The organism is Methylobacterium sp. WL19, assembly GCF_008040005.1.
Classification (GTDB): Bacteria; Pseudomonadota; Alphaproteobacteria; order Rhizobiales; family Beijerinckiaceae; genus Methylobacterium; species Methylobacterium bullatum.
On the sequence record NZ_VRVC01000023.1, the window covers coordinates 1 to 22819 of the forward strand.

At 67.8% G+C, this 22819-nt stretch carries 14 protein-coding genes; 8 read left to right on the plus strand and 6 right to left on the minus strand.

The features are described from left to right. Positions 1–188 (minus strand): hypothetical protein (locus tag FV220_RS25775; protein ID WP_246689397.1); only part of this gene is annotated, 188 nt, incomplete at its 3' end. A gap of 307 nt (positions 189–495) precedes the next feature. Here FV220_RS25775 and FV220_RS06845 point away from each other — a divergent pair. From FV220_RS06845 to FV220_RS06865, 5 genes are all read left to right on the plus strand, one after another. Beyond that, positions 496–696 (plus strand): hypothetical protein, encoded by a 201-nt coding sequence (locus FV220_RS06845; protein ID WP_147830345.1) that lies wholly within the window; start codon positions 496–498, stop codon positions 694–696. After that, positions 693–1607: a DNA/RNA non-specific endonuclease gene (locus FV220_RS06850; RefSeq protein WP_147830347.1), complete on the plus strand. Its 915-nt coding sequence runs from the start codon at positions 693–695 to the stop codon at positions 1605–1607. The genes FV220_RS06845 and FV220_RS06850 overlap by 4 nt, the downstream gene beginning before the upstream one ends. Before the next feature lie 19 nt (positions 1608–1626). Next, positions 1627–1911 carry a hypothetical protein gene (locus FV220_RS06855; RefSeq protein WP_147830349.1) on the plus strand — a complete coding sequence of 95 codons (285 nt, stop codon included), beginning with the start codon at positions 1627–1629 and terminating at the stop codon, positions 1909–1911. 300 nt (positions 1912–2211) lie between these two features. Further along, the gene (gene ettA, locus FV220_RS06860; protein ID WP_026176022.1) at positions 2212–3864 is read left to right on the plus strand and encodes an energy-dependent translational throttle protein EttA; all 1653 of its coding nucleotides are present in this window, start codon (positions 2212–2214) and stop codon (positions 3862–3864) included. Positions 3865–4257: 393 nt separating this feature from the next. Further along, positions 4258–5124 (plus strand): porin family protein, encoded by an 867-nt coding sequence (locus tag FV220_RS06865; RefSeq protein WP_147830351.1) that lies wholly within the window; start codon positions 4258–4260, stop codon positions 5122–5124. A gap of 249 nt (positions 5125–5373) precedes the next feature. Here FV220_RS06865 and FV220_RS06870 read toward each other — a convergent pair whose 3' ends face one another. The 3 genes from FV220_RS06870 to FV220_RS06880 all read right to left on the minus strand — a co-directional run bounded on the left by FV220_RS06870 (position 5374) and on the right by FV220_RS06880 (position 8419). Next, entirely contained in the window at positions 5374–6228 is an 855-nt protein-coding gene (locus tag FV220_RS06870; protein ID WP_147830354.1) for a formyltransferase family protein, read from the minus strand. After that, positions 6225–6995, minus strand: coding sequence for an SDR family NAD(P)-dependent oxidoreductase (locus FV220_RS06875; RefSeq protein ID WP_147830356.1), 771 nt, complete (start codon positions 6993–6995; stop codon positions 6225–6227). The genes FV220_RS06870 and FV220_RS06875 overlap by 4 nt, the downstream gene beginning before the upstream one ends. Before the next feature lie 116 nt (positions 6996–7111). Continuing rightward, positions 7112–8419 carry a capsular biosynthesis protein gene (locus FV220_RS06880; protein ID WP_147830357.1) on the minus strand — a complete coding sequence of 436 codons (1308 nt, stop codon included), beginning with the start codon at positions 8417–8419 and terminating at the stop codon, positions 7112–7114. 302 nt (positions 8420–8721) lie between these two features. On the opposite strand from FV220_RS06880, the gene FV220_RS06885 reads away from it, so the two are divergent. The 3 genes from FV220_RS06885 to FV220_RS06895 all read left to right on the plus strand — a co-directional run bounded on the left by FV220_RS06885 (position 8722) and on the right by FV220_RS06895 (position 13106). Then, a complete protein-coding gene (locus FV220_RS06885) occupies positions 8722–10212 on the plus strand; it encodes a capsular biosynthesis protein (protein ID WP_348642063.1) in 1491 nt (496 codons plus the stop codon). Then, on the plus strand, positions 10209–11657 hold the full coding sequence (locus tag FV220_RS06890; protein ID WP_147830362.1) for an LTA synthase family protein: 1449 nt from the start codon (positions 10209–10211) through the stop codon (positions 11655–11657). Before FV220_RS06885 ends, FV220_RS06890 begins: the two co-directional genes overlap by 4 nt. 279 nt (positions 11658–11936) lie before the next feature. Next, positions 11937–13106, plus strand: a complete 1170-nt coding sequence (locus FV220_RS06895) for a polysaccharide biosynthesis/export family protein (RefSeq protein ID WP_018044376.1) — start codon at positions 11937–11939, stop codon at positions 13104–13106. Positions 13107–13275: 169 nt separating this feature from the next. On the opposite strand, the gene FV220_RS06900 is transcribed toward FV220_RS06895, so the two are convergent. Next, complete coding sequence (locus tag FV220_RS06900) at positions 13276–14649, minus strand: aminotransferase class I/II-fold pyridoxal phosphate-dependent enzyme (protein ID WP_018044375.1); 1374 nt, start codon at positions 14647–14649, stop codon at positions 13276–13278. Positions 14650–14704: 55 nt separating this feature from the next. After that, the gene (locus FV220_RS06905; protein WP_147830364.1) at positions 14705–22111 is read right to left on the minus strand and encodes a type I polyketide synthase; all 7407 of its coding nucleotides are present in this window, start codon (positions 22109–22111) and stop codon (positions 14705–14707) included. Between the last annotated feature and the right edge of the window lie 708 nt (positions 22112–22819).

Consider the following 22819-nt stretch of genomic DNA (forward strand, 5'->3'; position numbering starts at 1 on the left):
ACCGACACCGCGTCGATCATCTCCTGACGCACAGCGTCCGCCACCGCCTGAAGCTGGCTCTCGGGAAGCGCGCGAAGAGCAGACGTCTCGTCAAGCCCGTCGAGGATCGAGGTTTCTATCCGTGACAATGGCTCACTCACTTCTTTGAATCTGATATCGGATCGACAGGGCGCCCCACCTGCCGCTATCGGCTTCGGGCAGGGGCCGACGATCCTGGTGATGACAACGTTCCGCGCCGCGAGGTCGTCGCGCACTATAACGCCACTATCGGTCAATACCACGCCGACGTTGCAGAGCCGCTGACCGCTTCCCAAGCTTTTGAGCGTTCGAACGGCCACGGGAGTTAAGGATTTGCGGCCGATCGATCAATGTCGAAGAATGGCTTTTCCGCCATCGACGACTTCGCTGCGAGCCGAGATGAACTGCTTTCGCCGCCTGTCCGCACTACTGTCGATGGGGCTCCTGGCCTGTGTGACGCTTTGTCCTGAACCCTTAGTGGCCTCGCCGCTCTCGATCCCGGCGCCCGTCCTCGAATTGAAGCTGCCCTGCGACAGGCTCGACGGCTGCCGGAATCCAGGCTCGTCGCAGCAACCCGACCGCCGGGTCGAGCCGTTCGGCGGCACACTCGGCCGGCCCTGCGCCTATCGCTGGCGGCCGACGCCCTCGGGCACGCGCAAGGTGCGGATCTGCCATTGAGCATTCCGGTTCGGCGGAACGGGCGGCGCTCGGCTGCGGCATGCCTCCTCCTCGTCGGGCTGGCGTGGCCGGCGAGCGAGGGCGAGGCGGGGTTTGCCTGCGCCTCGATCTTCGCGAACGGACAGGAGCCGGTTCTCGTCAACCGTAAGCTCGCCCGCGAGACGACGAGCCTTTGCTACGAAGCCTTCGCGGTGCTGCATTCGGGCGTGTCGCGCACCCCCGTCTACGCTTCCGAACTCCTGACGCGGGCGAGCGTCGCCAAAGCGCGGACCGTCGACCGGACGGATTCCTTCCACGAGGAGGACCGCCTGCCGAATTCCGTCCGCGCCCGGCTCGACGATTACGTCCGGAGCGGGTTCGACCGAGGCCACATGGCGCCGGCCGGAGATATGCCGAGCGCGGCGGCGCAGGCCGAATCGTTCAGTCTCGCCAATGTCGTGCCCCAGGATCGTACCCTGAACCGGGGCCTGTGGGCGGCGATCGAGGAGAGCGTCCGCCGCCTCGCGGTCGCGCGCGGGCGCCTCTTCGTGGTCACCGGGACGATCTATGCGGGCAGCACCATCGATTCCCTCGACGGCCGCGTCCTCGTGCCCACCTCCCTTTTCAAGGCGGTCTACGATCCCGCGCGGAGGGAGGCGGCGGCCTATCTCGCGGCGAACCGGGCCGATGCCGAATGGCGGTCGGTCCCCCTCGGCGAACTGACCACCCTGTCGGGCATCGACGTCTTTCCCGGCCTCGTCGCGACGGCGATGGACCTGCCCGAGCCGCGCACCTATTCCAGGGGCGACACGGCCGGCGAGCGTCCAAAAGGGCGCATGCGCGAGGAACCGGGATTCGGCGAATGGGCGCTCGCAGCGCTTCACCGCATCGCGCGGCGCCTCCTCCGCGAGGTGCTGAGGTCGATCTTCTGACGATGCGGGGAAGACGGACATGAAGACGACGGCCGAGACGGAGGCGACTCCCCCGACCTTCACGCCCTTCGCGGACGACGCCACCGTGGAGACCATCGGGGGGCTCTCCGTGGAGAACGGGTCGGGGTCGATCGCCGTTCACGGCAGCCTCGACCTGCCGCGCGACAGGATGGGACTGGATCGCGCACGCAAGCTCAAGGCGGTCGCCGACGCGATCGTGGCCGCGCTCGAAGCCAGCGACCTGCCGGACGAGGCGCCGCGCGCCGCATCGAACTCCCGGACGGTCGAGAACCCGTTCGCGTGATCCGACGACGGGGCGGGCTCGGAAAGACCGGCCTTCGCCCGCTCGCGCAGCATACCCGTTCTTGCCGCTGACCCGTCGCCCTGATACTTCCAGCCATCGTCCGACGCGGTGCGGTTTCGAGGACGGCTCGCCGCCGTTCGACGCCGCCGCACGCGGGACGGCCCGGGCAGACCGGAGCAACGCGCGCCGCTTTTCATGGCGCGCGACCTCCGCGGCAAGGCCCACCCACGCCATTTCCGGCGGCCGATCCAGCGCCCCCGCGCCAAGCCGCCCCGCAACAGTCAAGGATACCGGACGCTCATGGCGCGCGAATTCATCTACCACATGAAGGGTCTCACCAAGACCTATACCGGCGGCAAGAAGATCTTAGACAACGTCAACCTGTCGTTCTATCCGGACGCCAAGATCGGCGTGCTCGGCATCAACGGCTCGGGCAAGTCGACCCTGCTCAAGATCATGGCCGGCATCGACACCGAGTGGACCGGCGAGGGCTTCGTCGCCCAGGGCGCCCGCGTCGGCTACCTCCCGCAGGAGCCGCAGCTCGATCCGAACAAGTCGGTGCGCGAGAACGTGATGGAGGGCGTCGCCGAGAAGCAGGCGCTGCTCGACCGCTACAACGAACTCGCCATGAACTATTCCGAGGAGACGGCGGACGAGATGACCGCCCTCCAGGACCAGATCGAAGCCAAGGATCTGTGGGAACTCGATTCCAAGGTCAATCAGGCCATGGAGGCGCTGGGCTGCCCCAGCGACGAGCAGCCCGTCGCCACCCTGTCGGGCGGCGAGCGCCGCCGCGTGGCGCTCTGCAAGCTGCTGCTCTGGGAGCCGGAACTGCTGCTCCTCGACGAGCCCACCAACCATCTCGACGCCGAGACGGTGAACTGGCTCGAAGGCCACCTGAAGCAATATCCCGGCGCGATCCTGATCGTGACCCACGATCGCTACTTCCTCGACAACGTCACCGGCTGGATCCTCGAGCTCGACCGCACCCGCGGCTACCCCTACGAGGGCAACTACTCGGCCTGGCTGATCCAGAAGCAGAAGCGCCTCGCCCAGGAAGGCCGCGAGGACATGGCCCGCCAGCGCGCCATCAACCGCGAGCAGGAATGGATCTCGGCCTCGCCCAAGGCGCGCCAGTCGAAGTCGAAGGCCCGCATCACCCGCTACGACGAGCTGGTGGCCAAGCAGAACGACAAGATCGACGCTTCGGCCCAGATCGTCATCCCCATCGACGAGCGGCTCGGCAACAACGTCATCGAGTTCGACCACCTCAACAAGGCGTTCGGCGACCGGCTGCTGATCGAGGACCTGTCGTTCAAGCTGCCGCCCGGCGGCATCGTCGGCGTCATCGGGCCGAACGGCGCCGGCAAGACGACCTTGTTCAAGATGATCACCGGCCAGGAGAAGCCCGACGGCGGCACCATCTCCGTCGGAGAGACCGTGCATCTCGGCTATGTCGACCAGTCGCGCGACGCCCTCGATCCCGGCGCAACGGTCTGGCAGGAGGTCTCGGGCGGCAACGACATCATCTATTTCAACAAGCGCGAGATCAATTCCCGCGCCTATTGCGCGGCTTTCGCCTTCAAGGGTTCCGACCAGCAGAAGAAGGTCGGCACGCTGTCGGGCGGTGAGCGTAACCGCGTGCACCTGGCCCGCACGCTAAAGGGCGGCGCCAACGTGCTGCTCCTCGACGAGCCCACCAACGATCTCGACATGGAGACCCTGCGGGCGCTCGAAGAGGCGCTGGAGGATTATGCCGGCTGCGCCGTGATCATCAGCCACGATCGCTGGTTCCTGAACCGCATCGCGACCCACATCCTCGCCTTCGAGGGCGAGAGCCATGTGGAATGGTTCGAGGGCAACTTCTCGGATTACGAGGAGGACAAGAAGCGCCGCCTCGGCGCCGATTCCCTCATGCCGAAGAAGATCAAGTACAAGAAGTTCTCGCGCTGACGACGCGGCCCGGTCCAAGACCGGGCCGTTTTCGTATGGCCGGCCCATGGCCGGGCGAGAGGCCGAGGCAACGATGCCGCACCGGATCGAGCTGGTAGCGGCATCGTTCTTGCCAGGCCATCCTCCAGAACTTCGCCCGACCTTCGCATAGACCGGCACGATTTCGGCAGGAGGCCCAGTGTTGAAGCAAAGATGATCGAAACGTTACCGATCTCGATGTCTTCGGATTTTCGCTCCGCAGAACGGAATTTCTGAGGGGGGCCGCCGCCGTATCGATAGAGATCGGCCTACGACGCTCGTTTCTACGTTAGGGTGTGGCTCGCGGGTCATAGGCGAGCCGTGGGGGAGGGGCTAATTTGACCTCAAGGTCAGCCCCCACGGACAATCCTCATCATGATCGCGAAGCTTCTTCTCGCCGGCACCGCCTCCGTTCTTCTGGCCGGCGCCGCTTCGGCCGCGGACCTTCCGCGCCGCGCCGCTCCCCCGGCAGTGTTCTCGCCCGTCCCGGTCTTCACCTGGACCGGCTTCTACCTCGGCACCCATAGCTCCTACGCCTGGAGCGACAATCAGACGATCCGCACCACCGGCAACGAGTTCAACACGCGCGAGAACGTGCGCCTGGACCGTCGTCCCGGCACCTTCCGCTCCGAGCAGGACGGCATCGGCAATGTCGGTGGCGGCATCGGCTACAACTACCAGCTCACCCCCGGTTCGGGCTTCGTCCTCGGCGTCAATGCCGACGTGACTTGGACGGACATCAGCAAGAGCTACGCCTATTTCGGCCCCAGCAGCACTGTGGGAGGCCCCCTCAATCCCGCTAACCTGCGCCAGCGCCTCGACTATCTCGGCACCGTCCAGGGCCGCATCGGCTACGCTTTCGACACGGTCCTGGTCTACGGCACCGGCGGTTTCGCCTATGGCAACGTCAATTACGGCGCCAACTTCTTCAACGGCGCCGGCGCTCTGGCCTATGCCGGCCGCTACAACGACATGGAGACCGGTTACGCCTATGGCGGCGGCATCGAGTGGGCGATCCCCACCGACAGCTTCCTCAACCGGTTCAACTTCATCGGCAGCTTCATCGGCGCCAGCGCCATCACGCTGAAGGCCGAGTACCTGCATTACGATCTCGGCAGCCGCAACGTGCTGGTGAACAACACGGGCCTCGGCGCTCCCTCCACCGGTTCCTACACCTCGCGGTTCAGCACCGAGGGCAACCTGATCAAGGCCGGCTTCAACTACAAGTTCGGCGGCCTCTGAAGTCACCGCCCGCCGGAGCGCACCGCGCCCCCGGCAAGCCAATTCGACGGTCAACGACATGGCTCGATCCTCTGGATCGGGCCATGTTCGTTTGGAAACAAGGCCATGATACCGCCGTGCCGGCCCGGGTGTAGCCCAATGGCGATGGCGGTCGTTCGAGACCGTTTCTCCAGCCGTTCGATAGGTCGCGCAGCCTATCGGCCGACCAGTCCAGCGAAGCCGCCCGCGCGATCTGTTTGCGACACGTATTCAGGCCTTCGCATTCACGCCCAGCGCAGCCCGCAAGTCGGCGCTGTCGATGAGCTTTCGCCCTTGGCTGGCCAGACGCGTGAGCAGCGCGCGGTCCGGGAAGTGGCAATAGGGCAGGGCCTCCGGCGTGATCCCCTCCTTCAGCGTGTCGGATGCGATCTCGTCCAGCACCCGGTCGAGCAGGATGCGCCCTCGCTCATGCAGCAGGATCGCGGCACGGGTGGCGGTGGTGCCGGACGGCAGGTCCGATGCTTCCTGCGCGAGGATCGCCCCCGCGTCGATGGCGGGCGTCAGGCGATGGATCGTGACTCCGAAGGCGGGATTCTCTTCCGCCAGAGCGTGGATCGTCGGAACCGGCCCGCGATGGCGCGGCAGCAGGCCGGGATGGAGGTTGAGTCCCCCGAGCGGCGCCAGCGACAGGGTCGCGGCCGAAAAGATCTGGTCGAAATGGAACGCGACGATGAGATCCGGAGCATGGGCCTCGAAGGCCCGGGCCGCGTCCGGTCCGTTGACGTCGTCGATCCGCAGGGTCGGAATACCGAGCGTTCGGCACAACGCCTTGAGCGGCGTCGCCGTGGTCGCGTCTCCGGCCCCGGTCAACCGCCTCAGCAGCCCCGATGCCGGAGCCAGCAGATCGGGCAGGCCGAAATTCACCGCGAGATAGGGCAGGAAAGCCGGGCCGGAGCGGGCGAGGTGTCGCCGGACCTGACCACTTAAGCCGCCGGAACTCGGACGCTCGGCATTCGACAGGCCGACGAAAGCGATATCCTCGGCGTGATCCCGCACGAACCGGCGTACGGCACGGGCATTCGGCAGGGCCTCCAGCACGAACAGGGCGATGCGCGGGCGGGTCATCGTTTGTTGCGTCCGACCTTGAACCGGAAGCCGCGCATGGAGCGGCGGCGCAGTCCCTCCGGCAGCAGGGCCGATCCGCGCGCCAGGGAGGCGAGGGGCTCGGGAAAGGCGATGATGTCGAGATCGCGCGCGAGGCCGCGCGCGATACGGGCGGCCGCCTCCTCGGCGCTCATCTCCATCGGGCGCCAGCCCTCGTAATCCCCGCCCATGGTGGTCTTCACATAGCCGGGCGTCACCACGTTCATCTTGACGCCTCGGGGGGCGAGCTTGGCGCGCAAGGCCAGGCCATGCGCGAGCAGTGCCGCCTTGGTGCCGCTATAGGCCGGAGCGTCGGGCAGGGGCGCGAAGGCGGCGAGCGACGAGACCAGGGCGATCTGGCCGCTGCCACGCGCCAGCATCAGGGTGACGCAGGGCAGGGCGACGTTCAGGGCACCGTTGAGATTCACGTCCACGGTCTCGAACGCCATCGCCTCGGTCTCGATCTCTCCGCCGGGATGGCCGCCATTGATGCCGGCATTGACGATGACGAGATCGAGGGGCGCGGCCGCGTGGGTTTCGCGCAGCCATTCGGCCACGGCCGGCCTGTCGCGCACGTCGAGGGAACGGATCGACACGGTTGCGCCGAGATCGCGGCACGCGGCGGCGACGGCATTCAGCCTGTCGATGCCGCGCGCATTGAGAACGAGGTGTGTGCCGGGCGCGGCGTAATGCCGGGCAAGGGCCGCGCCGATACCGCTCGAGGCACCGGTGATGAGGATGACGGGCATGGGCCTGTTCTAGAGCATCATTCCGGCAAACGGGAACCCGCTCTGGGAGGAGATCATGCCGTACCGATAACGGGACGCAGCGGCCTGCTCGGAATGAACCGAGGCGCGGCGATCGCTCAGTAGACGGGAGCGAGTTCTGGGGTTCTCGTCGAGCGTTCGCGGATCGCCTGTGCCGCCGCCAGGGCCGGGGCCGGAAGCCTGGATTCCAGCCGCAGGACGCTGCCGGCCACAGCCCGGTCGATGGACGGGCGGGAGAAGAAGCCGCCATTCACCTGGGTCCGGTGAAGGACGACACGGCGGAAATCCGCCATCAGCGCCATGTCCGGTGCTTCGGGCTTCGTCCAGAACGTGTCGAGGCCGCCCTGATGGGTCAGGCCGGGCAGGTTGTAGATCGCCTCGCCCGCGGCGACGGTCGGACGTCCGAGTTCGAGGGACAGCATCCCGACTGTGCTGTTCACGAGCACCACGCCCCGGCTGCCGGCGATGAGCTTGGGCAGGTCGCCGCCATCGATGAAATCGAGCCGCTCGTCCACACCGTGGCGCCGGGCGGAGTTACGGGCGTGCTTGCGCCAGTTCACCAGTCCACTGTCGAGCGGGTGGAGCTTGATCAGCAGTCTCGAGCTCTCGGACGCATGGGCGGCAAAGGATGCGATGACGCGATCCATGAACCCTTCCACCCCGAGGAAGGGCGAGTGGACACGGATCTGATAGTCGCTGTCGAGTTGCAGCGGCAGCAGGAAGTACTCCTCCTTGCGCGCCGCATAGATCTCGTTGAGCTCCCGTGCCTGGCGCCGCGTGCGGCTCCGGCCGGCGAACTTCTTGATCCAACCCACATATTCGGCCGCCACATGAATCGGCCGATGGCTACGGAAATGCGGGAAGAAGTAGGGAAACCCGATATTGGCGATGTTGTAGGCCACGTCCCAAAGGCTGCGGCGGGCCATGTCGCCGCTCGCCGGCATCGCGCGACCGGGCCGCGGCAGGCGGCGGGCGATGGCGCGGATCTCGTCCGCACAGCGGGGCAGCGAGGAATGGCCGTTGACGCCGCCGAGCTCACACGTGATCCAGTTCGGCCGCAGGTAACCTTCTTCGAACACATGGATGCGGATGCCGAAGGGCTCGGCTGCTTCGCGCGCGGCGACATGATAAGGACGGCAATCGCCGAACAGGACGATATCCGTCACGCCGTGCTGGACGATGTAGTCGGCGATGTAGGCGTCCCAGCCCTCGCGGGGGCCACGATAATTGTCCGAGCCGAGGCGCCAGAACAGCCAGTCGCCCGAGGAGAAATTGATACGTCGCACCTGATGGCCGCGCTTGAGCAGCGCCTGACCCAGATCGGCGAAGAACGGCGAGGCGATCCCCTGCAGAAACAGGAAGGTCGCCGGCCTCTCGCGCGTGATGTCTACGCGTGTCGGCAACATGCGGAAGTGCTTGCTCCTGCGCCCTAGGCGGGCGTGTCGAATGGGCACGTACGTCGCCCTCATTGCACGAATGGTGCAACGCGGCAATTGCGTAGCACGGCCTCGTCGATGGAATTCCTGGGGGCGTGATGTGTCGGCAACAAGGCGCCTTGTCGACCCCGTCGAACCCCGACACCGATGGTCCGTCGCGAGGCGAGATCGGATCGCCTGAGGGCGCGGATCGTCGTATGGGTGCCCCTCCCGAACCGGATCAGCGATTGCCGTTGCCCCATCTTTCGACGCCACCTGCCTCGGCCGCATCGATAGCGACAGGATCGCTACTCACCGCGAGCCGGCCCGTCCGGGCCCTGCGGGCTGAGATCGAATCCGTGACAGGCCTCCGTTTCGGCCGGGTCTGGACGCCGGGGACGATCGGCGTGGTCTGGGGCCGGGGCGGCCTCACGGCGTCGATCCTGCGGCTTGCCGGTCGCGCGATTCTCACCGTCGAACCGGGCCCCCTGCTCAGCCCCTACGATTCGCCGGCGAAGGGACTTTCGACCCTGCGTCTGACGCTCGACGGCGCGCCGTTCGGGGGAGAGGCCGGGATCCACGCATTCGACCCATGGACGCGGAGACCGATTTCGCTCGGGGAATGCCGCGACAAGGTGGCATGGCTGGAAGGCCGGTTCCGGGACAATTCCCGCCCCACCGTCCTCGTCGGCATCTCGCGCTGGAAGCGGCCAGCCCTCGATGTCTTCGTCGGCGGCCCGTCCGGCAAGCCCGTCCACGCCATGAACGCCGAGGATGCCGTGGCGAAGGCCAGGGCCAGTCGTGCCCGCATCCTCGCCTGGGCGACGCGGATGCCTGAACGACTGCCGGCGCTCTGCGCGGAACAGGGCATTCCCCTCGCGCGGATCGAGGATGGGTTCCTACGCTCGGTCGGCCTCGGGGCGAGCCTGCAGCCGGGCGCCTCCATCGTGGTGGACGACAGCGGCATCTATTACGATCCCCGCACCGAAAGCCGCCTCTCGCGCATCCTCAAGACCGAGGATTTTCCGCCCGAACTCGTGGCCCGGGCATCGGCCCTGCGCCGACTCGTGGTGGAACGGCGCCTGACGAAATACAATGTCGGCCTGTCCGGAGACGCATCGGGTTGGCCCGAGGACCGGCGCATCGTGCTGGTGCCGGGCCAGGTCGAGGACGATGCCTCGGTGCGGCACGGCTCGCCGCATGTCCGCTCGAATCTCGAACTCCTGCGCGCGGCCCGCGCCCGCAATCCGACGGACTTCCTCCTCTACAAGCCGCATCCCGACGTGGAGGCCGGGTTCCGGCCGGGCGCGATCCCGGAGGCCGAAGTTCTGGCCCTGGCCGACAGGATCGTGGCCGGCCTCTCCATCGTCGATCTCCTCGACCGGGCGCACCATGTGGAGACGATGACCTCGCTCGCAGGGTTCGAGGCCCTGATCCGGGGCTTGAGCGTGGCGGTCCATGGCCGCCCCTTCTACGCCGGCTGGGGGCTGACCGAGGACCTCGCGCCCGGCGCCGACAAGGGGCGGCGGCTCGCCCTCGACGAACTCGTGGCAGGCGCGCTCCTCGTCTACCCGCTCTATCTCGACCCCGTGGCGATGAAGCCGTGCACGCCCGAACTGCTCCTCGACCGGCTGAGCGAGAGCCGCGAAGCGGCGGCGCCATCGAAGCTCGCCCTCAGCCGCCGGGCACAGATCGTCATGCGCCTGCGCTACGCCGTGCTGAACCCCATCGTCCGCCTGATCCGGGCGCGGCGGGGGATCGGCAAAGGTGGCGACAAGGCATGACGATCCCCGCCGCTCTCGCCATGGCACTGATCGGCTCCCTCGCCATCGAGGCGTGGGACGGTGCGGGTCGCCGGCCCATCGGCCGTCGTCCCGCCGAATTGGCCCTGCGCCTTGCCGGCTACGCGCTGCTCACGGCTTTCTGGTTCTGCTTCTCGTGGCGTCCCTGGCTCGCGGCCTTCTCCTGCCTTCTCACCGTCGCGATCCTCGTCGTCGTCAGCCGGTTGAAACAGGCAGTGATCGGCGAGCCGCTGGTCTTCAGCGATTTCGCCCTGCTGCGGCAGGTGCCGCGCCATCCAGACCTCTACTATACGCGGCCGCTCACAGACCCGCACATGGCCATCCCCCTCGGGGCGAGCCTCGCCTTGGTCGCCCTGTGGTACTGGATCGAGTCCACGGCGCTGCCAGAAGAGCCGAGCGTCGCCCTCGTCGCCCTCATCGGATTGCCATGCCTCCTGGTCGGGCTGGCCTCTTCGCTTGGCACCGGACGTCCGGCGCAGTGGCTCGCGGCCCGGTTTCCCCGGCCCGATCTCGATGCGGATTGCGCGCGCTATGGGCTGCCGGCCACGATCATCGCCTATGCCCTGCGCTGGAGACGCGAACCACCGCCGCCGGAGGCAGGCGACGACCCCTCCCTCGGCCAATCTCATCCGCCGCCAGTGGTCGTCGTCGTCCAGCTCGAATCCTTCGTCGACCCGACGCGGCTCGGCGGGCCGGCCCTGCCGCTCATGGAGACGATCCGGACCCGCGCCTCGCGCCACGGCCGGCTGACGGTCCCGGCCCACGGCGCCTATACGATGCGGACGGAACATGCGGTGCTCACCGGAAGAGAGCCCGACAGCCTCGGATTCGGACGCTACGATCCCTATCTCAGCAACGGCGGCGACGAGCCGGCGAGCATCGCCCGGCGGGCGTTGCGGGCGGGATACGCGACCGTCTTCGTGCATCCCTTCCACCGCGATTTCTTCCATCGTGCCGAGGTGATGCGGCGGTTCGGCTTCGCGCGCCTCGTGATGGAGGAGGATTTTGCCGGTGCCCCGCGCATTGGGCCGTATATCGGCGACGAGGCCCTGGCGGCGCGCATCCTCGCGGAGGTCGAGGCAGCGACGACACCCGTCTTCGTATTCGCCGTGACCATGGAGAACCATGGGCCGTGGAAGCCCGGCCGGCTCGACGGCATCGACGATCCGCTGGCGCAGTATCTCCACCACGTCGCCCATACCGCCCGGGCCATGGAGACCCTGATCGCCGGCCTCGAGGGGCGCGATGCGATCCTATGCGTCTATGGCGATCACGCCCCGTCCCTGCCCACCTGCCGGCCGGGCTTCGGCGACACGACCACGGACTATGCCGTTTTCGGGTTCGGAACCTTCCGTGACGGTCCACAGCGGGTCGATTCCACCGCCCCCGAGCTCGGCCGTTTCCTCCGGTCACTCATCAAGGGGTGATCGGCAGAGCGACCGGGATCGGCTATCGCCTCACCATCGTGCTGACACGAACGTGACCGAGGCGGACCCGCGCATCGTTCCGACAATGGGATAGTGGAACGATCGTTAAACGATCGAAGAGATTTGGCGCTATCAAGAGTGGACCGTTCGTGACGACCGGCCTCGCACCGGCCGGCACGGCTGGCGACCGAGACCGGCGCTGACGGACGGTTCGTATCCGCCGACCGACACGTGATCCGACAAGACACTCGTCGTGGGGGCGGGTCTGAGGAGAGTTCGATGTTACCCAAAGCCACGCTGGCCATCGCCATCGCCGTCACGGTGTCGGGCTGCAACGCCTTCCTGCCCGCCGCCGGTCCGTCGACCTCCGCCGTGGTGGAAGGAAGCGATCAGGCGACGAGCGAGGGGACCTTCGCCCGCTATGAGTTCATCGAGGTGAACTCCGCCGTGGTGGAGGCCTTGCGCGGACGCCCCCTCGACAGCCTGCTGTCCTCGTTCGGTGACGGACGCATGCCCTCGGAACCGGTGATCGGGATCGGTGACGCGGTCGCCGTTTCGGTGTTCGAAGCTGGCTCGGGGGGCCTCTATTCCGGTCCGCTCACGGTCAACTCGATGTCCGCGGGCTCGAAGGCGGCGCAGCTGCCCGAGCAGATCGTCTCGCGGGACGGGGCCATCTCGGTGCCCTATGCCGGCCGGATCAAAGTCGCGGGGCGCCGTGCCCAGGACGTCCAGGCGCTGATCGAGACCGAACTCGCCGGCAAGGCGATCCAGCCGCAGGTCATCGTCACCGTGAGCCGGCCGGTCTCGCAATCCGTCACCGTCGGGGGTGAGGCGGTGGGCGGCGCCCGCGTCCCGCTCGGCACCCAGGGCGATCGCATCCTCGATGTCATCGCCACGGCCGGCGGCGTGAAAGCCCCGGTCAGCGAGACCTTCGTGCGCCTGTCGCGCAACGGCAGGACGGCAACGGTGCCGCTGACCACCGTGGTGTCGAACCCCAAAGAGAACATCTACCTGCGCCCCAACGATAACCTCACCCTGGTGCGCGATCCCCAGACCTTCCTGGCCATCGGAGCACTGGGCACCTCCAACGAGATCCCGTTCCAGGCCGAGGGCATCACCCTGGCGCAGGCGCTGGCCAAGGCGCGCGGCCAGAGCGACGCCGATGCCGACCCCACCGGCACCTTCCTGTTCCGCTTCGAGCCCGCTCCGGTGGTGCGCCGCCTGAAGCCCGGCAGCCCGCTCCTCGGCACGCCGCTCGTGCCGGTGGTCTATCGCTTCGACATGCGCGACCCCAACAGCCTGTTCCTCACCCAGGCCTTCCGCATGCGCAACCGCGACATGATCTACGTCTCGAACGCGCCGTTCACCGAGGTCAAGAAGGTCCTCTCGGTCTTCGCGGCGGCGTCCCAGCCGATCACCACCGGCGTCCGCGTGGGTGGCGCTTTCTGAAGGGTGAGCCCCGTAGGGGCAGGACGGCGGATCGCTCGATCGTTACGCGCTGCCCTCGCGATACGGGGGCTTCCGCGTCGCGCCATCCGGCCGATGGTGCCGGCCTCAGGATCACACTCGTCGCGGGTGATGCCGCGCCGCCTGCCCGGCCAAGCCGGCCAGGATGCTCTCAGGGCTTGCCGCGCTTGGCCATGAGCTGCTCGATCAGCGAGCCGCCCTTCTCGATCTCGGCGAGTTCCTCGGCCACGGCCGCCACGGTCTCGCGAATCTGCTCGGGCGTATGCTCGGAGGTGATGAAGAAGCGCAGGCGCGACGAGCGCTCGGGCACCGCCGGGTGGATGATCGGCTGCACGTTGATGCCGCGCTTGTACAGGCGGTCCGACAGGGTCACCGATTTCAGCGAATCCCCGACGATGACGGGAATGACGGCGAGGCCGAGGCTCGTGCCGGTATCGAGCCCGTGCTTCCTGGCGCAGGACAGGAACAGGTGGCCGTTCTGGCGCAGGCGCTCGACCCGGTGCGGCTCCGCATGCATCAGGGCGAGCGAGGCTTCGGCGGCGGCGGCCAGCGGCGGGGACAGGCCGACGCTATAGATGAAGCCGCCGGCGGTGCATTTGAGATACTCGATCAGCGCGGCCGGCCCGGCGATGTAGCCGCCGCAGGAGGACAGCGTCTTCGACAGCGTGCCCATCCAGATGTCGACGAGGCGCGGATCGACGTCGCAATGCTCGGCGAGGCCGATCCCGCTCCGGCCGAGGACGCCGAGGCCATGGGCGTCGTCCACCATCAACCAGGCGTCGTAGCGCTGCTTCAGAGCGATGAGGCCGGCGAGATCCGGCGCATCGCCGTCCATGCTGTAGAGACCCTCCACCACGATGAGCGCACGGCGGTGCTCGTGCCGGGTGGCACCGAGCAGGGTCTCCAGGGCGTCGAGATCGTTATGGGCGAAGGAGCGGCGCTGGGCGCCCGAGAGCTGCGCCCCGGTGACGATGCTGTTGTGGCTCAAGGCGTCGTGGAAGATCACGTCGCCGGGTTCGAGCAGGGCGCCGATGGTCGTGACGTTGGTGGCGTGCCCGCTCACCATCACCACGCAGGCTTCCGTCTCGTAATGCTCGGCCAGCGCCTGTTCGAGGCTGAGATGTCCGGGCCGCTCGCCCGCGACGATTCGGCTCGCCGAGGCCGACGTGCCGTACTCGTCGATGGCGCGGCGCGCCGCCTCGCTCACATCCGGGTGCCCGTTGAGCCCGAGGTAATCGTAGGACGAGAAATTGATGAAGCCCTTGCCGGCGATGCGCGTGGTGGCGCCGGCCTTGGTCTCGTGGACCCGGAAGAACGGATTGCCGAGGCCGATCAGGTCGGCGGCCGAACGCTGCAGCCGCAATTCCCGGTAGCCGGGCAGGGACTCGAACTTCTGCACCGAGGCGTCCGTCGTCTTCGCCTCCGGGCGCGGGGCGGCCTGACGGCTGGCGTTGCGGCCAAGGCGATTGGTGACGAAGCCCGCGAGTGCCGCGCGGCCACCGTCGGGACGGGGTGGGTTGGACATACGGATAGGGTCTTCCAGTTGCGGATCACGAGGGCTGGCTCGGGCCAGCCCTCCCTTACGGCAGGATTTCTTTGATCTGGAGGCTGTTCTGCTCGACGAGCTCGTGGAACGGCTCGAGGGTGCGCACGTCGACGCCCTCGCTGGCATGGCGCTGGGCCAGACTCATCACCGCCGCCGACGCGTCGTCCACGGGGGCGGCCACCGACTGGATCAGGGTCTCCGCCAATTCCACCACGGTCAATCCCGAGGAGATGCCCGAAGGCGGCGCGTCGAGGGCGAAGCGCTCCTGCAGGCTGGCGCCTAGTTCCACGCCCATCAGCGAATCGAGGCCGATCTCGGAGAGATGGCGCACGCGGCTGATATCGTCCTTGGGCAGGCGCAGGATGCGGGCGATGTCCTCGACGATGGCGTCGGAGACGGTCTTGCGCACGGCATCGAGGTCCTGGCTCTTGAGCAGGCCGCCGATATCGATGGTGGCCACCGTGCCGGCTTCCGCCTGCTGGTCCGAGCCGAGGTCGCCGTAGCTCGGGGAGCGCATGGTGGCGAGGCGCTCGCGCGCCTTGCCCCAGTGCATCGACGCGATGGCGAGGACGGCATCGTCGGGTGACGAGCCCTGTCCTTCCAGGGCCTCGGCCATGAGGTCGAGGGAGCGGCGGGCGTCCATGGGCGTGACGCCGACACGGCCCGCCAGGGTCTCCATCACCGCGCGGTTGCGGGCGAGCACGCCGACATCGCCGATGGCGCCCCAGGCGACCGCGAGGGCGGGCAGTCCCAGCGCGCGGCGACGACGGGCGAGGCCCTCCATGAAGCCGTTGGCGGCGACATAGGCCCCTTGGCCGGGATTGCCGATGAAGGTCGTGGCCGACGAGAACAGGACGAAATAATCGAGCGACCGGCCCCGCGTCGCGGCGTCGAGGTGCTCGGCCCCGACGACCTTCGGGCGGATCACCGCGTCGAGGGAAGCGGCGTCGAGATTGGCGATGAGGCCGTCCTGCAGCACCATCGCCCCGTGGATCACGCCGGCGAGCTTGCGGCCGCCGCTTTCGACCTCCTCGATGAGGTCGTCCACCGCCCGGCGGCTGGTGATGTCGCAGGCCATCGCGGCGACGCTGACGCCGCGGACCGCGAGATCGGCCACCACCTGCTTGGCTTCCGGACTCGATGCGCCCTTTCGCCCGACGAGCACGAGGTGACGGGCTCCCCGGTCGGCGAGCCACCGGGCCGCCTCGATGCCGAAGCCGCCGAGCCCGCCGGTGACGACGTGCACGCCCTCCGCCGAGACCCGGAAATCGGACTTGCGCTCGACCACGATGCTGCCGGGCTTCGGCGGGGCGATGACGATCTTCCCCACATGCCCGGATTGCTGCATCAGCCGGAACGCGTCCGAGACCTCGTCGGCGGTGAAGGGCTGGAACGGCAGGGGCTTGAGACCGCCTTCCGTGAACAGGGCCATCACTTCGCGGAACAGGCGCGCTCCGTCCTCACCCTGGTGCTGGAGCACCTGATCGAGGTCGACGCCGAAATACGACAGGTTCCGGCGGAACGGCCGCAGGCCGATATGGGTGTTGGCGACGTAGTCGCGCTTACCCAGTTCGATGAAGCGGCCGAACGGCTTCAGGCAGTTCAGGCTGCGCTCCATCGCCTCGCCGAACAGGCTGTTCAGCACCACGCCGACGCCATCGCCGGTGATGCGGCGGACCTCGTCGACGAAGGCCAGCGAGCGGGAATCGAGGACGTGCTCGGCCCCCAGCGCCTTCACGAGCGCCCGCTTCTCGCGCGAGCCGGCGGTGGCGATGACGCGCGCGCCCTTCAGCTTGGCGATCTGCAGGGCGGCAAGACCGACGCCGCCGGCGCCGCCATGGACCAGCACCCACTCGCCGCGCCGCAGGCGGGCGCAGCTGACGAGGCTGTAATAGGCCGTGAGGAAGGCGACCGGCACGGTCGCCGCCGCCTGCGGGTCGAGGCCGGGAGGGCTCGGCGCCACGACGAGTTCGGGCACGACGATGTGAGTCGAGAAGCCCGACTGGGCGAAGGCGACGACGCGATCGCCGACCTTGAACGCCGCGGCGCCCTTGCCCACCGAAACCACACGGCCGGCGACTTCGAGACCCAGGCGCGGTCCGGCGAAGCCGTCCTCGAGGATCTCCTCGGGAAGCATCGACAATGCCCAGAGAACGTCGCGGAAATTGAGGCCGGTGGCCTCTACGGCGATCTCTACCTCACCGCGTCCGGGAGTGCGCCGCTCGGCCGGCCCCCAACGCATGTCGTTGAGACCTCCCGTGGCGCTGCGCTCCAGCTGCGCGGCCGGCGCGGGCACCGCATCGACGGCAGGGCGGCGCGAGAGCTGCCCCGGCGAGAACCGGATCACGCGGGTGGCATCGACGTCGAGGACGATCTCCGTCTCGGGGGTGCCCGACAGGATCACGTCGCGCAGGCGCTCGGAGGCGATCTTGGTCGGCATCGCCTCGGTGAGGTCGATGCGGCGGATGTCGAGATTGGCGACCTCGTTGGCGAGGGTGCGGGTGAAGGCCCAGAGACCGGCTTCCACCGCGCCCGCCCCGTCATGGCGCGTCGCGCCGGGACAGACGACCCAGAGACGGGTCTGGCGCGTCCCAAGATGCTCGACGCAGCGCTTGAGGCCGAGGCAGCGCTCGCGCAGCCGGTCTGCGGCCTCGCCGCCGGCACCGAAGGCCCCGGCGAGGAACACCACCGTGTCGGGGGTCTCCCGTTCGAGTTCGAGCAGGGATTGCTCGGAATCGAGGATGATCGAGACGTGGACGCCGGCGGCGACGAGGAGCGTCGCCAGCGAGGAAGCGGTTTCGGCGGCGAAAGAATCCCGCGATCCGATGATGAAGGTGAAGGTCTGGCCGGTGGCGGCCTTGGCCCGCACCGGCGCCTCGGCGAGGAAGAGAAGATCGTCGCCATTGGCCGAGGCGGCCCGGTCGACGGCGATGCGCACGAGGCCGGTATCGCTGAGCGAACGCTGCCAGCCGGTGATGTCGTCGAGGCGACCCAGCGGCATGCCGTCCACGCTCTCGAACCAATCCGGCATCAGGCCGAAGACGAGGTCGCGGAACAGCGACGCACCCGGTTCCACCGCCAAGAGGAACCCGCCGGTGGCGAGGGCATCGGCGACCTTGCCGAGGAGACCGCGCTCGGATCGGTGCAAGACGTTGCTCGCCAGGATCGCGTCGAAGCCGCCCTCCGTCAGATCCGCCTCGTCCTCGATCACGGTGACGCCGCGGGGCAGGGCGAGGCGGGCGCGCTCGGCGAGGCGCCGATCGGTCTCGAACACGGTGAGCTGGGCGGCGATGTCGTCGGCGATGGCGGCGGCCTGCGCTGAGAGCGGCCCGAACCCGACCTGGAGAAGGCGCAGCGAGCGGTCCTTCGGCAGGTCCGCTCGTGCTCCCTCGCAGACAGCCGCGATGACGTCGGACGATGCGCGGGCGGTGGCGCTGCGCAGGACGAAGGCGTCGAGGGCGTTCTGCGACAGGGTCGGCGGACTGGCGAGTTCACCGGCCACGAGGCGGGCGACCACGGCGCCGAGATCCGCGGTGAGCACCAGCTCGGCGGAGAGTTCGGGATGGTCGGCCGCGATCCAGCGCATGATTTCGTCGGGCGCGGGCAGGGTGACATCCTTGCGCAGGGTCCAGCGCGTTCCGTCGAGGGTGGCGAGCCCGCTGCTCTCGAGGGCGTAGAGGGCGTTCAGCAGCCAGGGCCGCATCGCCTCCGGCACACGCTCGTCGATGGCGACGGTGCCCGAGCGCTGCAGCCCCTCGGCCATGCGGTAGGCCAGCGAGGTGGCCCAGCCTTCGAGGAGGAGATGGCCCGGCGAGAGGGCCGCATCCGCCGGGGCGAGGGCCGCCTTGATGCCGGGCCGGACGGCATCGGCGATGCGGGCACGCCGGTCGAGGGGGATCGCGGTGGGTTCGGTGGCGAGTTCGGACCGCTGCGCGATGGCATAGGCGGCGAGATCCTGACCGGACTTGGTGCGCAGGGCCTGGAAGCGGCCTTCGCGCAGGGTGGCGATCACCTCGCCCGCCTCGTCCACCAAGGTGAAGTCGGCCAGGATGCTGCGCTCGTTGCAGCGCCGGGTGCGGATCATCGCCCGCGCGATGACCGCGCCCGGCCGGATCAGCCTGATCTCGCCGAAGCGCACCGGAACGTAGGCCTTGGTCGAGCCCTCGCCCATCAGGTCGGCGAAGAGCAGGATCAGGCCGTGGAAACAGGCGTCCAGCCGCGCCGGCACGAGGCCGAACCGGAGATCGGCTTCGGCCGGCTTCAATTGGGAGACGATGGTCGTCTCGTCCACGCGTGCGCTGAGGGCGACCTGCCGGAAGCTCGGCCCGAAATCGAGGCCGGAGGCGGCGGCGAGGCAATAGAGCCCGGCACCCTCGACGGCGTTCTCGGCCGGGATGTCGATGTCCTGCCGCGGCCGGGCGGCGAAGGTGCCGTCCACGACCTTGGCGGAGGCGTGCAGCTGCCAGCCCGCCTGGGTCAGGCGCGGCCGGCTCAGGATCTGGATCTGATTACCGCTGCCGGAGAGCCGAACGGCGACCTCGCGAAGTGCCTCCTCGGCGAAGACCATCGGCGACAGGATCTCGAACTCGGCCAGCACGACGTCGTCGCTGCGCATGGCTTCGCGGGCGACGCCCAGCGCCATCTCGATGAAGGCCGCACCCGGCAGGATCGCCTGGCCATCGATGCGGTGATCGTCGAGATCGGGCACCGTGGCGATGTCCACATGGCCGAGCCATTCGAGCCCGTCCGGCGACAACCGGGAACCGTAGAGCGGGTGATAGACACGGGCGGTCGCCGCACCGACGCCTTCCGATGTCTCGGACAGGCGGAAGGGCCGGCGCTGCCACGGATACGACGGCAGGGCGACGTCGCCCTTCGGGTTCTCGCCGAAGACCACCGCCTCGTCGACGGCGGCACCGTGGACGAGGGCCGAGGCCAGGGCGCGGGCGAAGGGGTCGCTGCCGACGGGCTTGTTGGTGAGAACGCCCACCGTGGCGTTCTCGATGCCGAGGGGCTCGATGCAGTCGCCGATATGCGGCAGAAGGGTCGCACGCGGACCGACCTCGACGAAAATCCGGGCACCCTTGCGGGTCGCTTCCTGGACCGCATCGGAGAAGCGCACCGGCTCGCGGATGTTGCGCCACCAATAGCCGGCGTCGAACTCCCCCCCGGGGAGCACCGTGCCGGTCACGGTGGACACCATGGCGATAGCGCCGGGATGAGGCGTGAGCCCGGCAAGATCGCGCAGCAGCGGCTTCTCGGTCGGGTTCATCAGCCGGCCGTGGAAGGGATAGGCGAGGTCGAGCTTGCGACCACGGCGGCGCTTGCGCGCCAGCGCCTTCATGGCCGCGTCGATATCGGCGACGGGGCCCGCCACGGTGACGGCCTTCGGGCTGTTATAGGCCGCGATGTCGAGGCTCGGATAATCCTTGAGGAAGATCTCGATCTCCTCGACGGGCGCCAGCAGCACGGCCATGGTGCCCAGACCCCGCGTCGTCTCCTGATGCTGGCTGCGGTAGAAGATGACCTTCACCGCCTGTTCCAGGCTCAGGATGCCGGCACCCTCGGCGGCCGCGATCTCGCCGACGCTGTGGCCGAGGACGAAGGAGGGGACGAGGCCGGCGGCCTTCAGGGCCGTGGTCGAGGCACTGGAGATCGCGAAGATCAGGGGCTGCGAGACCCGGGTGAGGACCATGCGCTCGGCGAGGTCCTCGGCGAACAGGGCTTCCTTCAGCGACCAGCCCGAGATCTCGGCGAACAGGACGTCGATCCGGTCGAAGGCGGATTGGAAGGTGGCGCTGCGCTCATACGCCTCGCGGCCCATCCCGACCCATTGGCTGCCGTTGCCGGAATAGACGAAGGCGACCTCCGCATTGCGGTCCACGGCAGTGCCGACGCGGGCAATATCGGTCTCCTCGGCATCGGCGACCGCGCGCAAGGTGGCGGGCAGGTCGACGTCGAGGGGCATGGCGAGGCGGGTGGACAGGCGCTCGCGCCGATGGGCGGCGGCGGCGGCGATGCGCACGGTCTGGGCGTCATCGGCCTGCTCGAACCGCTCGGCGTAGTCGAGGGCGAGTTCGTTGAGGGCCGCACGGCTCTGGGCCGAAAGAAGCAGCAATTCGGGCGGGCGCCCGGCATCGCTCGCGGCGGGGGCCGGCGCTCCGTCGGTGAGGACGATATGGGCGTTGGTGCCGCCGAAGCCGAACGAGTTGACGCCGGCGAAACGCTCGCCGCGGCCACGCGGGATCGCCAACGGCGCGGTGACCACCGAGAGATTGAGCTTGGTGAAGGGGATATCGGGATTGAGCTCGGCCGCGTGAAGCGAGGGCGGCAGCAGATCGTGCTCCAGGGCGAGACTTGCCTTCAGAAGACCGGCGAGCCCCGAGACCGGCTCGGTATGGCCGATGTTGCTCTTGATCGAGCCGATCGGCAGCGGCTCCTTGCGGGGACGTCCGATCTTTCCGCCGATGGCGCCGGCCTCGATCGGATCGCCCACCGCCGTGCCGGTGCCGTGCGCCTCCACGAAGGCAACCGCGTCGAAATCGATCTCCGCCTCGCGGTAGACCTGTTCGAGCAGGGCACCCTGTGCGTAGCCGGAGGGCAGGGAGATGCCGGTGGTCCGGCCGTCGGAATTCACGCCGCTCGCCGCGATGACGCCGCGCACGGTATCGCCGTCGCGGGCCGCCTGACGCGCCGATTTCAGCACGAGAACGACGCCGCCCTCGGACCGGACATAGCCGTCGGCATTGGCCGAGAAGGCTTGGCAGAGCCCGGTGCGCGACAGCATCTGCGCGTTGGAGAAACAGATGAAGTTGAACGGGCTCGCGAGCAGGTTCACGCCTGCCACCACCGCGGTGTCGATCCGGCCGCTGGCGATCGCCGCGACGGCGGCATCGAGCGCCACGAGGGAGGAGGAACAGGCCGTATCGACGGTGAAGCTCGGCCCCTTCAGATCGTAGATATAGGAGATCCGGTTGGACAGGATCGAGAGCGTGTTGCCGGTCGCCGCATAGGCATCGCCCGACGACGTATCGAGGACGCGCAGGTTGCCGTAGTCGAGGGACGAGGCGCCCACGAACACGCCGATCTGCGACCCCGCCACGGCGGAGGGACGCAAACCCGCATCCTCCAGGGCCTCCCAGGTCAGTTCGAGGAGAAGCCGCTGCTGCGGGTCCATCTGCTCGGCCTCGCGCGGCGAGATGCCGAACACGCCGGGATCGAACGACCAGATGTCGTCGAGAACGCCCGCCGACCACGTGTAGCTCTTGCCGCGCTCCTGAGCGCGCGGGTGACCGAACCGCTCCAGCGACCAGCGATCCTCAGGGATGCGGCCAACGGCGCATCGTCCTTCGCTCAGAAGCTGCCAGAGGCCGTCGACGCTGGCAGCGCCGGGCAACCGGCACGAACGGCCGACGATCGCTATGTCTGTACGTTTGATCACGTTCGATTCGCACACGCTCTTGATCGAGGAAACCACCGTCTCGCACTCGCAACGGACCGGCGACCCTGTGATGCATAATATGCAGCCGGAACCGTGTCCAACCCATGGCAGCTTTGCTGCAGCACGGAGGCCAGGCAGACATCAGGATACGGGCAGTCTCGAGGGCTGATATAAATCACACACCCTGCATCAGACACGTCGACGATAGAACATTCCAATCATCGATCCCGCCAGAAGCATACGGACCAGATCGATCATCTGCAAAAAAGCCGCGACATTACATCGATTGAAACAATCACATCATAAAACTGGGATGGATCGATCAATATGGAAAATTCATGACACCACCGTGCTTACCTCAAGCAGAATCTTTCTTTTAACATGCATTTCAAGAAACATAACTTATTATGAGTTTCAACTGTTACAGATATAAATTTGAATTTATGAATAAAAATGGCCCACATGATCGTTTAATTTTCTGCCGAAATCATAACCCATCAAGTATCTAGCCAATCTTGAGCCGGCCGTGAAAATCAACCTCGTGCCGAGCCTGCCGTCTACTCCACCCCTTGTCGCCGCAGCGCAACATGACAGCCGCGTCCCAGGCCTCGTGGGAGGAGGCGGCGCCATCGGAGAAAGCGTGCTTGCGCTACCGGAACACGCTCTTTCCGGACGAAAGGCCCTTGACGCCCGTTCCGACCCAAAGCT